At 73.7% G+C, this 12,299-nt stretch carries 9 protein-coding genes and 1 pseudogene; 4 read left to right on the forward strand and 6 right to left on the reverse strand.

The genetic code is table 11. The features are described 5' to 3' along the window. Nucleotides 1-54: 54 nt before the first annotated feature. The 3 genes from ACZ60X_RS10945 to xylB form a co-directional block, all read right to left on the reverse strand. Nucleotides 55-1,539, reverse strand: coding sequence for an APC family permease (locus ACZ60X_RS10945; protein ID WP_469596171.1), 1,485 nt, complete (start codon nt 1,537-1,539; stop codon nt 55-57). A gap of 262 nt (nt 1,540-1,801) precedes the next feature. Next, entirely contained in the window at nt 1,802-3,010 is a 1,209-nt protein-coding gene (locus tag ACZ60X_RS10950) for an ROK family protein (RefSeq protein ID WP_469596174.1), read from the reverse strand. A 7-nt stretch (nt 3,011-3,017) separates the two neighbouring features. Further along, the gene (xylB, locus tag ACZ60X_RS10955) at nt 3,018-4,499 is read right to left on the reverse strand and encodes a xylulokinase (protein ID WP_469596176.1); all 1,482 of its coding nucleotides are present in this window, start codon (nt 4,497-4,499) and stop codon (nt 3,018-3,020) included. 123 nt (nt 4,500-4,622) lie between these two features. On the opposite strand from xylB, the gene xylA reads away from it, so the two are divergent. Then, complete coding sequence (xylA, locus tag ACZ60X_RS10960) at nt 4,623-5,789, forward strand: xylose isomerase (RefSeq protein ID WP_469596180.1); 1,167 nt, start codon at nt 4,623-4,625, stop codon at nt 5,787-5,789. 726 nt (nt 5,790-6,515) lie between these two features. Here the strand turns inward: xylA and dmpG are convergent. Further along, a pseudogene (dmpG, locus tag ACZ60X_RS10965) lies at nt 6,516-7,123 on the reverse strand (4-hydroxy-2-oxovalerate aldolase); the annotation flags it as partial. A 526-nt stretch (nt 7,124-7,649) separates the two neighbouring features. On the opposite strand from dmpG, the gene ACZ60X_RS10970 reads away from it, so the two are divergent. The 3 genes from ACZ60X_RS10970 to ACZ60X_RS10980 all read left to right on the forward strand — a co-directional run bounded on the left by ACZ60X_RS10970 (nt 7,650) and on the right by ACZ60X_RS10980 (nt 9,771). Beyond that, a complete protein-coding gene (locus ACZ60X_RS10970; protein ID WP_469596182.1) occupies nt 7,650-8,708 on the forward strand; it encodes a hypothetical protein in 1,059 nt (352 codons plus the stop codon). Beyond that, on the forward strand, nt 8,666-9,151 hold the full coding sequence (locus ACZ60X_RS10975; protein WP_469596185.1) for a hypothetical protein: 486 nt from the start codon (nt 8,666-8,668) through the stop codon (nt 9,149-9,151). Before ACZ60X_RS10970 ends, ACZ60X_RS10975 begins: the two co-directional genes overlap by 43 nt. A 437-nt stretch (nt 9,152-9,588) precedes the next feature. After that, the gene (locus ACZ60X_RS10980; RefSeq protein ID WP_469596187.1) at nt 9,589-9,771 is read left to right on the forward strand and encodes a hypothetical protein; all 183 of its coding nucleotides are present in this window, start codon (nt 9,589-9,591) and stop codon (nt 9,769-9,771) included. A gap of 174 nt (nt 9,772-9,945) precedes the next feature. Here ACZ60X_RS10980 and ACZ60X_RS10985 read toward each other — a convergent pair whose 3' ends face one another. Together ACZ60X_RS10985 and ACZ60X_RS10990 are read right to left on the reverse strand one after the other, a co-directional pair. After that, nucleotides 9,946-10,827 carry a hypothetical protein gene (locus ACZ60X_RS10985; RefSeq protein ID WP_469596190.1) on the reverse strand — a complete coding sequence of 294 codons (882 nt, stop codon included), beginning with the start codon at nt 10,825-10,827 and terminating at the stop codon, nt 9,946-9,948. A gap of 750 nt (nt 10,828-11,577) precedes the next feature. Further along, on the reverse strand, nt 11,578-12,180 hold the full coding sequence (locus ACZ60X_RS10990; protein WP_469596192.1) for a class I SAM-dependent methyltransferase: 603 nt from the start codon (nt 12,178-12,180) through the stop codon (nt 11,578-11,580). Nucleotides 12,181-12,299 lie beyond the last annotated feature (119 nt).

The following is a 12,299-nucleotide window of genomic DNA, read 5'->3' on the forward strand; positions in this document are numbered from 1 at the left end:
GCGGGGGCCTTCGGGAGACGGACCGGCGCCGTGGTGGTGCTGGGCAGGCGGCTGTCAGCCGGGGACGGTGCCGTCCCGCCGGTGGCCGGCCGGGTCGTCCTGGTCGAGATGCACCCGCGCGGTCTCGGCTATCCGCTCGGGGTGCCGCCGTATCAGCAGGAGCAGCACAACCACGCCCGACGCCATCCAGATCCCGACGACGGGGCCCGCGTAGGACACGGGGGCCGTCAGTTCGGTCACGAAGTCGAACACCGGCAGGCCCGCCGCCGTCAGCAGGGCCGGGACGAACGCCGCGATGCCGAGCACGGGGAACAGCACATGCCGCACCGGTTCGAGGACGGGCCGGCCGGCCCGCAGGAAGTAGCCCGCGCAGGCGAGGTTCACGACGATGTACACGCCGACGACGACGGTGACGATCACCGTCGCGAGCAGCAGGAACGCGGTCGCCGGACCGTAGGCGAAACCGAGGCCCAGCACCGCCCCGACCGCAACGACGGTCTGCACCGCGATACCGACCACGGGGGAGCGGTGCCGGGGGTGGAGCGTGGCGAGCAGTCCGGGCAGGACCCGGATACGGGCCAGGGCGAAGGCCGTGCGGGTGGAGACGTTGGCACACGCGTTGGCGTTGGCGATCGTGGAGTTGATCACCGCCAGGAACACCAGCACCCAGAAGAGGCCGAAGGAGGCCCGGGCGACGCCGTCCCAGGAGGCCGCGCCCGAGGCGCCGAACTTCGCGAAGTGGTCCGGCCCGTAGTAGACCGTCATCGCGTAGGTCGTGATGACATAGAACAGGCCGATCCCCAGAGCCGCTCCGAGCACCGCGCGGTGCATCGTCCGCCGGGGATCACGCGTCTCCTCGGCGAGCGGTGCCGCCGCCTCGAACCCGGCGAACGCCAGCACCGTGTAGACGGATCCGGCGAACACGCCGCTGAACCCGGCGTACCCCTGCGCGGTGTGCGAAGTACCGAACACCGACAGCGTGTTGGCGCCGCCCGCCTTGCTGATGAGCAGGACCGCGAACACCAGGAAGACGAGGATCTCGAAGATGCCGAGAACGGTCCCGAAGCGGGCCGAGGCGCGCACGCCGAGGTATCCGGCGACGGCGATCACGAGGGCACCGGCCAGGGACCAGGGCCACCACAGGCCGGCCGGATACGAAGACCATTCCTCGTGCAGCGTGCCGGCCGCCGTGAAGCCCAGCTGCAACAGCAGCAGGGGCGGAATCAGCATCTCCACGAAGACGTAGCCCCAGCCGACGATGAAGCCGACGGCCGGGTGCAGCCCCCGGGCCGCATACGTGGCCACCGAGCCCGCCGTCGGCAGTGCCCGGGCCAGCTCGGCCACGCACGACGCGGTGAAAAGACAGGCCACCAGAGCGATCAGCACCGCCAGCGGCAGGCTGCCGCCCGCGAAGGCGGCGCCGGACGGAATCGACGCGGCCACCGCGGCGGCCGGCGCCATCGCCGTGATGCTCTGGAACAGCACCTCGCGCAGGCCGATCGCGTCGTGCCGCAGCGCCCCGGTCGCCTCCGTGTGCATGCGTGTCCCCCCGATGACTGTCAGCCCAGTGACACCCGAACGTGAGTGAAGTGCCGTCAACCCGCATGGCTGCCGACGATCCATGACGGGCCGTCGGCGGTGTCTCACGTGAATCACGGTACGGCGCGGGCGGGTTGGGCAGAAGGGCGCGCCGGGGATCCGTGGAGGGAGGGCCGCCTGTGGAAAACTCCGCCACCCGATCGGGTGAACTCCGGCAAACTCCGGCATCGGACGAACTCCGGCTCAGGGAGGGGCCGGACCGTCAGGAGCGCTCCGCCACCCCCGCCGGATCGTCCAGGACAGACCGGACGACGGAGTGTGCCGCACCCAGCAGGGGGCCCTGCGGACCCAGCCGGGAGACGGCCACCGGGCAGGACGGTCCTGCCGTGCGGCCCGTCAACTCCGCTTCCAGGGACGGCAGCAGCCAGGGGGAGAGGCCGGCCAGGGCGCCGCCCAGCACCACCGTCTCGGGGTCGAGCAGGTTCACCGCTCCCGTCAGCGCGATGCCCAGCGCCGCACCGGCGTCCCGCAGGGCCGAGCGCACCCTCTCGTCGCCTTTTCCGGCACGGTCGGCGAGCAGTCCCACCCTGTCCTCACCCGGCTCCAGCCCGGCCGCGCGCAGCACGGCCTCCTCCCCCGCGTACTGCTCCAGGCAACCGCGGCCGCCGCACGGACACGGCGGGCCGTCCGGCCGTACGGGCACGTGGCCCAGCTCGCCCGCGAAGCCCCGCGTGCCGCGCAGCAGCCCGCCGTCCACGACGACCGCGGCACCGATGCCGATCTCGGCCGACACGTGCAGGAAGTCACGCGGGGTGCCCTCACCCAGCCACAGCTCCGCGAGAGCGCCGTAGTTGGCCTCGTTGTCCACCGTCAGCGGCCACTCGCCGGACAGCAGGGCGCCGACGTCCGTGTCGTGCCAGTCGAGGTTCGGGGCGCGCACGACCCTCCGGCCGTCGCGTGCCACGAGCCCGGGGACGGCGACCGCGAGCCCGGCGGGCCACAGCTCCCCCCGCTCCGCCTCCGCGACGACCCGGCGCACCAGCGCCGTCAGCTCCGCCGCCACCTCCCCGGGCGCCCGCCCCCGGTTCGCCCCGCGCCGCACGGTCCGGGCGCGGACGGTGCCGCGCAGGTCGACCGCGCACACCGCGAGATGGTCGACGCCTATCTCGGCCCCGATCCCCGCCGGACCGCGGCTGCTCACCGCGAGGGCCGATCCGGGTCTGCCCACCCGGCCCGGCCGCTGCGGGCCCAGTTCCTCCAGGAGCCCCCACCGGATCAGCTCGTCCACCAGCGTCGACACGGCCGCCCGCGTCAGCCCGATGCGCGAGGCGACCGCGGCCCGCGACAGCGAGCCCTCGGCGCTGACGGCGTGCATCACGCGCGCGAGATTGCGCCGGCGCATGCCCTGCTGGGTGTCCGGCAGGGCGCGGCCGGCGCCCGGGGTCCGGGCCTCGTGCTGCGGTGCGGTCATGCCTGCGTCAATCCTCGCTGTCCGCCGCCCGGCTTCCTCCGAGCGGCCCGCTCTGCGTCCCCCGCTCGAGCAGCGGGGCCGCGTCGGAGAGTACCCCGGTGATCCGTTCCAGCGTCGCCTCGTCCCGCTCCACCGCCTCCAGCACCGGACCCGCGGCCGTGTTCCAGCGGCGCGCGACCGCGGCCGGGTCCTCGCCGGTCAGCAGCCCCGCGGCCTGCGCGGCGGCACCGAGGGCGACCAGTTCCCGCGCCTCGGGGACTTGGACCGATCGTCCCGACAGCCGCCGTACCGTCTGCTGCCAGGCCGTCCCGCGGGCCCCGCCGCCGATCAGCAGCAGCGGGGTGCTGCGGTCCGCGTCCTCGTCCAGGACCAGGTCGAGGGCGCCGAGCAGCGCGTGCACGGCGCCGTCGTAGGCGGCCTGGAGCACCTGGCCCCCGGTCGTGTCGTGGCGCAGGCCGTGCAGCAGCCCGGAGGCGTGCGGCAGGTTCGGGGTGCGCTCGCCGTCCAGGTACGGCAGCAAGGTCGCGGAGCCGCCGGGCTCGACGGCCTCCCGGTCCAGGCCCAGCAGTGCCGCGACGCGATCCACGGCGAGCGTGCAGTTGAGGGTGCACGCCAGCGGCAGCCAGTCCCCGTGCGCGTCGGCGAAGCCCGCGACCGTGCCGGTCGGATCGGCCGGTCGGCGCCGGGAGACGGCGTAGACCGTGCCGGACGTGCCGAGGCTGAGCACCGGGGTGCCGGGCCGCAGGCCCAGCCCCAGGGCCGCCGCCGCGTTGTCGCCGGTGCCCGCGGCGACCAGCGTGCCCTTGGAGAACGGCAGGTCATGGCTGTCCCGCACGGTGCCGGCCACCTCGCCGGGGCGCACCACCCGGGGCAGCAGAGCGGGGTCCAGCCCGACGTGCGCGAGGGTCTCCTCGTCGTAGCCTTCCGTGCCGGCCGCCCACCAGCCGGTGCCCGAGGCGTCGCCGCGGTCGGTCGTACCGTACCCGGTCAGCCGCTCGGTGAGGTAGTCGTGGGGGAGCCGTACCGCCTTCGTCGCGCGGACCGCCTCCGGCTCGTGCTCGGCGAGCCACGCCCACTTCGTCACGGTGAACGACGCACCGGGCACGCTGCCGGTGCGCTCCGCCCAGGCCTTCGGCCCGCCCAGTTCCTCCACCAGCCGGCAGGCCTGCGGTGCCGATCGGACATCGTTCCACAGCAGCGCGGGACGCACCGGCTCGCCCCGCGCGTCCAGCGTCACGAGGCCGTGCTGCTGGCCGCCGATCGACACCGCGGCCGCCTCGTGCGCTGCGTCACCGCACTGGCCGAGCGCCTCGCACAGCGCGTCCCACCACTGACGTGGATCACTCTCGCGGCCCGCGCCCGAGGACACGGTGTGCGGTGCCTGACCGCTTGCCACCACCTGCCCGGTCGACGCGTCGACGACCAGCGCCTTCGTGGACTGGGTCGACGTGTCCACGCCGACGACGAGCGGACCTTCGGCTGCTGACATCGGGCTCTCCTCTTTCCGCGGCTCTGCGGTATCCGCATCTTGTCTCTTCCCAGCGGTGCGCGGGCATACTAATTTGTAAACGGCCATGACGAAATAGTCGCAACGCAGCAAGGGAGCCGCGCCATGAGCTACCAGCCCACCCCCGAGGACAGGTTCACCTTCGGCCTGTGGACCGTCGGCTGGCAGGGAAGGGACCCGTTCGGCGACGCCACCCGCCGCGCCCTCGACCCGGTCGAGACGGTCCAGCGCCTGGCCGAACTGGGCGCCCACGGGGTGACCTTCCACGACGACGACCTCATTCCCTTCGGCGCCTCGGACACCGAGCGCGAGTCCCACGTCAAGCGGTTCCGCCAGGCCCTGGACGCCACCGGAATGACCGTCCCGATGGCCACCACCAACCTCTTCACGCACCCCGTCTTCAAGGACGGCGCGTTCACCGCCAACGACCGGGACGTGCGCCGCTACGCACTGCGCAAGACCATCCGCAACATCGACCTGGCGGTCGAGCTGGGCGCCAGGACCTACGTCGCCTGGGGCGGACGCGAGGGCGCCGAGTCCGGCGCGGCCAAGGACGTGCGCGCTGCCCTGGACCGTATGAAGGAGGCCTTCGACCTGCTCGGCGAGTACGTCACCGCCCAGGGCTACGACCTCCGCTTCGCCATCGAGCCCAAGCCGAACGAGCCCCGCGGCGACATCCTGCTGCCCACCGTCGGCCACGCCCTCGCCTTCATCGAGCGCCTGGAGCGCCCCGAGCTGTACGGCGTCAACCCGGAGGTCGGGCACGAGCAGATGGCCGGCCTGAACTTCCCGCACGGCATCGCGCAGGCCCTGTGGGCGGGCAAGCTGTTCCACATCGACCTCAACGGCCAGTCCGGCATCAAGTACGACCAGGACCTGCGCTTCGGCGCCGGTGACCTGCGCGCGGCGTTCTGGCTGGTCGACCTGTTGGAGAGCGCCGGATACGAGGGACCGCGCCACTTCGACTTCAAGCCGCCGCGGACCGAGGACCTCGACGGCGTGTGGGCATCGGCGGCGGGCTGCATGCGCAACTACCTCATCCTGAAGGAGCGTTCGGCCGCGTTCCGGGCCGACCCCGAGGTCCAGGAGGCCCTGCGCGCCTCCCGCCTGGACGAGCTGGCCCAGCCGACCGCTGCCGACGGCCTGCAGGCCCTGCTCGCCGACCGCACGGCCTTCGAGGACTTCGACGTGGAGACGGCGGCCGCCCGCGGTATGGGCTTCGAGCGGCTCGACCAGCTCGCCATGGACCACCTGCTCGGCGCCCGCGGCTGAACCGGCCCCACGCGCGCGTGCCCTCACCGGCGCCTGAGGGCACGCGCTCCGGACCGGGGCAGCTGAAGGGACCTCGCCGGCCTGATGCCGGGGCCGCCGTGGCCGTAGCACCGGCCACCAGGGCGGTGACCGGCGGCAGCCCCATGGCGCCGCCACGGTGGTCGGCTCGGGCGGACAGGCATGAGCCGTTCTGCTCGGCCGTCGCCAAGCCGGCCGCCGCCTGGCCGATCGTGGCGATCGTCCGGTGGCGGGACGTCAGCCCGCCACCGGGCACTGCCCCGCCACCGGGCCGCTCCCGGCCCGATGCGGCCCGTTCGTCGTGCCGAGGCGGGCGCCGGCCGGCGCCTCGTGGTCCGGGCCGCCGCCCGCCGGAGCGCGGTGGCAGCGACCGGGGCGGTACGGCCACCACCGGCCGTCGGGAAGCGGATGGGCTTCGAGTGGGAGGCCCGCTGGAACCCCGTCGTCATCGACGAGACCACTGGGAACCCGGCACCCACCAGGGCACCAGCATCTGGGGCGCCACCCCGTCGGCCGGACCATCGTCGGCAAACTCACCCGCTCCGGCCTCGGCGCCCGCTCCCTCGCCCGCCCCGAGAAATCGGTCCCCGCCCTCAGCGGTGCCGGCATCCCCGACGCCTGACAGCACCCCCGGGCCGGACGGGTCTCCTGCCCGCCCGCCCCGTTCCCGCTGCCCACGCGTGGGCTCACCGCCGTGGTGGCCGGGACTCAGGCCGCCGTCTCGGTGCGGCCGGCCACGTCCAGGGCGATGTCGGTGTTCATGTCCTCCTGACCGCCGGCCATGCCCCAGCGGCCGGCCTCGACAAGGATGCTGCGGGTGTCCAGGCCGTAGCGCTGGCGGCGGTCTCGGCGTGCCGCAGGAAGCTGGAGTAGACGCCCGCGTAGCCGAGGCTGAGCGTCTCCCGGTCCACCCGTACCGCACGGTCCTGGAGCGGTCGTACGAGGTCGTCGGCGGCGTCCATGAGGGGGAACAGATCGCAGCCGTGCTCCCAGCCCATGAGGTCGGCGACGGCGATGAACGCTTCGAGAGGGCAGTTGCCGGCGCCCGCGCCCTGTCCGGCGAGCGAGGCGTCGACGCGCGTGACGCCGTTGTCGACGGCGACGACCGAAATGGCCACGCCGAGGGCCAGGTTGTGGTGGGCGTGGATGCCCAGCTCGGTGGCCGGATCCAGCAGGTCGCGACAGGCGCGGACTCGGTCGCGGACGCCGTCCATGGTGAGGCGGCCACCGGAGTCGGTGACGTAGACGCACGTAGCGCCGTAGGACTCCATCAGCCCGGCCTGGCGGGCCGGTTCGGCAGGCTCCGTCATGTGGCTGCCTTCGGCCCTGGTCACACGTACTTGACCCCGTCACCGGCGCGCCCGTGCAATTCGTGGACGAGGGGAACCGGGCCCGACGGTTCCTGCTCGACGGCGCCGCCACCGCGTGGCACTCCGTCGAGCACCAGTGGGGCTCGGGTCACCTGGCCACGGACCGGGGAGCGGCCCGCTGGCACACCCCCGCCGAGCTGCGGGTGCTGGGCGGGGCGGAGGGGACTGTCGAGGCAGTGCACAGGCCCTTCGAGGGAGTCCGTGTGGAGGTGCGGCGCCGGGTACGAGGGGACCGGCTGCACGAAGGGTACTCGGTCGTCAACAGCTCGCCGACGCCGCTCGCCCTCACCGGTCTGGGCATCCAGACTCCGTTCACCGATCTCTACGACGGTGCCGAAGGCTCGCTGGACCGGGCCGTGCACGCGCACCTGTTCACCGGCGGGACCTGGGCATGGGCGCTGGCCCAGCCCATGTCGGGCAAGGGCCGTTGCCTGGGCCCGATCTGCGGGAAGGCGCCGTACGTGCGTATTCGGTGGAGTCGCGCAACCAGAACTCCCAGTCCGACGCCCGCGGCCACCTCGTCCTGCTGGTCACCGACCACGCCCGCAACCCGGAGGCCTTCGGCGGCCGGCCGGTGCTCACGCTGGCGCCCGGTGCGTCGACGACGGTCGCACGGGAACTGGCCTGGCTCACGTCGGTCGATGACTTCACCGCCGCGACCACGCCACCCGCCGTCCTGTCCGCCTACGCCGCCGAGACCGGCCGGCCGATCGTCGTCGAGGCGTCCTCGGTGAGCAGCCCCGATGCGGGCGTGAGGGTTCGGCGCACCGCGAACGGCCGCTACCAGGTCACGGCCTCCCGGCACCGCACGTACACGCTCGACCTCGGTGCCGACGCCCGGACCGAGGTGGTGTTCCACCTGCCCCTGGAGGACGTCGTACGGCGCCGGGTGGCCTACATCATCGAGCACCAACGCGCCCGGGAGCGGCCCGACCTGCTCAAGCACGCCTTCGTACCGGTGGACACCCGGACGGGTCTGACCCAGTCGACCAACGGCTGGCCGGACTGGACGGACGGTTCCGAGCGGATCGCCATGCCGCTCCTGCTCCAGGCGACCGCCGCTCGCGAACTGGCGGACCCGGGGAAGACCGCCCCCCTGCTGGACGGCTGGTCCCCTTCGCCCGCCGCCACCTGCTGGACGAGACCGCCGCCCCCCGCCGGGGCTCCCAGACCTGGCACACAGGCCCCAGGCTGTACGACACCCCGTGGCTGGCCCGCTTCTTCCACGACCGGCATCGCGTCCTCGGCCATGAGGACGACCTCGACCTCGCCGCCCGCATCATCGAGCGCAGTTTCGAACTGGGCGGCGCGAACCACCTGTCCATCGGCCTCTCGCCCACGACGCCGGCGCTCTGCGAGAGTCTGGACGACACCGGCCAGCTCGGCCGCGCCGACAAGCTCCGGAGCCGACTCCTGGACAGCGCCCGGCGGTTCGTCCGCATGGGCAGGCAACTCCCCGCCCACGAAGTGGCCTACGAGCAGTCCATCGTGGCCCCCCTGCTGGACCTCCTCATCGACGCCCACACCCTGACCGGCGATCGCCTCTTCCATGACGCGGTGGAGGAACGACTGCCGTGGCTGCTGGCCTTCGGCGGCCCCCAGCCCCACGTGCGCCTGCACGGCATAGCGATCCGCCATCGGGACGGCTACTGGTTCGGCGCCCACCGACTGTGGGGAGACGTCTTCCCCCACTACTGGAGCACCCTGACCGCCACCACCCTGCTGCGCCTTCCCCGCACGTTGCGCACGGACCGCACCGACCGACTCGCCGAGGTGATCCTGCGCGCCAACATGGCCAACTACCGCGAGGACGGCTCCGCCACCTGCGCCTTCGTCATGCCCTCGACCATCGACGGCCGCCGCGCCCACGCGGCCGAGCCCCTCGCCAACGACCAGGACTGGCACTTGGTGCTGTGGCTGCAGACACGGCAGGAAGCCGGGCAGACCGACACCGAGACGTTCCTCGCCGGATGATCCTGGCGACCCTCGCCGACCGCTCGAACGTGACTACCGGGAGACGGGCGGCCGAGGGCACAGCCCGCCATGGCCGACCCGGCGTGCGGACGTCGTGACCAAGCCCGCTTCACAATCTGTTCGAGCGGCGGCCGCGCCCGTGGTCGTGGGCGGTCGCGTCGGCGCGGCTGTCGGGCGCCGTCGGCCGGGGCGAAGAGGGCACGGCGCAGGCGGCAGAGAATACCCGCGCCGGCGGCCGATCCCGGCTGCCTCACCGAGTGGCACCGCGAGCAGGTCCCGCAGACCGCGCACACGGAGCCTGGCGGGAACGCCCCCGCCTGGCGGACCATTAGGGGTCGGGCCTCGGGGATGTCTCAGGGGCGGCGCCCGGAACCGCCGGGAGCGTCGGGCCGTTTTCCGAACAGAGAGCGGCAGCGGCCGCGAAGGAGGCGACGTTCATGTCCAAGAACGCGAAGATCGCCGCAGGGGGCGTGGCGGTCGGTCTGATCCTGCTGATATGGCTGCCCTGGTGGGTGGCGTTCCTGATCGTGGTCGGGGTCCCCGTGGCCGCGTACCTGGCACTGGACCCCTCACAGCGGCGCAGGCTGCGCAGGGTGACCCGCAAGGAGCTCGGCGGCTGAGGCGGCGGCGGACAGTCGGCAGACGCCTGCCCGGGTGCCGTGGGGGCAGGCGTCCACGAGTGCCTGTCGACGGCGCGGGCCGCGCCCTCCCTCGGAGCGCGGCTCCCGGCGAACGGTGCCCGCGGGCCGGCTCGGAGGGCGGGTCGTCGTATCCGGCATGAGGAGCGCCGGGCGTCAGACGGGCCGGACGGCCATCTTGTCGAGCGCCTCCAGCAGCCCGGGCAACTCGGGGCCCCGGCCCACCGGCAGAACCTCGCCGGGCTGCTCGTCCAGCAGCACGAAGGCGATGTCGTCGGTGCGGGCCACGATCGACCAGCCGGGGCCGTCGGCACGCAGCGTACGGGCGTCACCCGGCGCGAACGCCGAACGCACCCGGCCGAGCGGCGGCGGCGAGTCGACATAGGCGCGCGCCTCCGCGAGCACCCGCCGGACCCCACGGTGACCCCGCTGCGGCACGTCACCGCCGTCCGGCGAGGCCTCCGGCTCCTGCGCGGACCGCGCGTTCTCCTCCTGCGGCGACGGCGCGTCCTTCGCCGACTCGTCCGGTGCGGAGAACTCCTCGTCGTTGATCTGCTCCCGCCACGCCGCCCACTGCAAGGCGATCTCGTCGGCCCCCAGGCGACGCTGGGCCGGTCCCCAGCTGCTGGTGTCCGGCGGGCTCAGCGGAGGCCCGTCCGCCGCCTCGGGGGCGGGATCGTGCGGTGCGGGGACTCCGGGGGCCGCCACGGCGACCGCCAGGGGCCAGCCGGGCAGAGCCGCGACGACCGCGCGCTCGTCCGGCGACAGCTCGTACTCCATGCCGCAGTCCCAGGACGCTATCGCCACGGCGACCAGCGAGACGTCGTCGATGACGACCGTCCAGCGGGCGCCCTCGCCGTCCTGACCCAGCACCAGGCCGTACCCGTCGGCACGGGGCGCCAGACCCAGCGCCGCGCACGCCTCCGGATAGTCGTCGCCCAGCACGCTCGGAAACTGTGCCGGCGTCAGCAGTACCGCCGTCAGCACGTACAGCGCATCTTCCGCGGCGGCGACGGCCCCATCGTCCGTCCCGGCCATCCCTGCCTCCCAGTGGTTCGTCCAACGGCGCGCACCCTAGTGCGAGCGGAAGGGCCTTGTCACGACCCCTCACACCACGCGGAGCTGCTGCTTTCCGCCTGGACGGGGGCGAAACGGCCACAGCGGACGACAGGCGTCCGTACGGCCCGCGACGACCCGGGAGGATCACCGGCCGACGCCGGCGCTGCCTCGAACACGTTGTGTGCGGACCGCTCCCGACGCCCGTGGCGGGACGGTGTGGTGACGCGGACACGATCGTGGAGCACGGCTTCGCCGCCCAGGAGGGCCGCGCGGCGACCCGACGCATCAATCGGACGCACCGCGGCTACGACATCGGCGACGACGACAGACCTCCTGGTACCCTCCCCCGCCGGCGCCGGTGCCGCGCACGGCGACGCTCCCCCTGCTCGGCGAGCCACTGCTGCGTGCGTTCCGTTGCGCACCACCCGGCGCGGCCACCACCGCGCTGGCGCGGCGCGCCGCGAACCGCACTTCGCGCGCCAGAGCCGAGAGATCAAGGGTTACCCCAACGGCTACCGTGCCGACAACCGGGCACGCGACCCAATTCCTGGAGTGCGCGGCTGCCCGGTACGGCACCGGGACGTCCCGGCGGCCGACGGCGCCGAGTGACGCGGCCGCGCGCGGCCGGGTGAGTCCGGCGCGGGGCCTCTCACCCGCGCAGCCGAGGCCACCGCGCTAGGAGACGCGACCATCGCGTCGCCGCGGCACCGTGCGCGGAGGGCTTTGTCGCTATGCCGCTGCGTTCGTCGCGAGGGCGAGGAACCGGGCGTCCTCGTCGACGTACGACGTCATGCGCCACCCCGAACGGGCCAGGAGCGGACCGAGGTTGGCCTCGGCGCGCAGGTCGTCGGGCGTGATCTGCCGGCCCTGCCGGGCCGCCAGGGCCGCGCGCCCGATGGGGTGGAACAGTGCGAGCGTGCCGCCCGGCCGTACCACGCGGGCCAACTCCCGCAGATTGCTCACCGGATGCGGCAGGTGGGCGATCAGACCGGCGGCGAACACGGCGTCCAGTGTCCGCGACCGCAGCGGCAGCGCGGCGACGTCCGTGAGCAGCAGTCGTCCGTCCCGGTCCCGGCCGGCCCGCACAGCCGCCTGGAGCATGGCCCAGGTCAGGTCGGCGCCCACCACCACCCCGGAGGGCCCCACGGCGGCCCGCAGCGACGGCAGGGCGCGTCCCGTGCCGCAGCCCGCGTCCAGCACCCGGCCCCCCTGCCTCAGCCCGAGTTCGGACACGGCGGCCGCGTAGGCGGGGCCGTCGTCGGGGAACCGGCTGTCCCAGTCGGCCGCCCGGGCACCGAAGAACTTCTGCACATGTGTGTGGTCATCGCTCATGTTCCGCATGATTCCTCACCGTCACGAGGGATACGTATGCGCACATGTTCGGGCCGGACCCGATCGTTCCGGCGCATCCGCCTGTCATATTCCAGCAGCTTTCGAAATGCGCCCCCGGC

Source organism: Streptomyces sp. NPDC104106 (assembly GCF_055584345.1).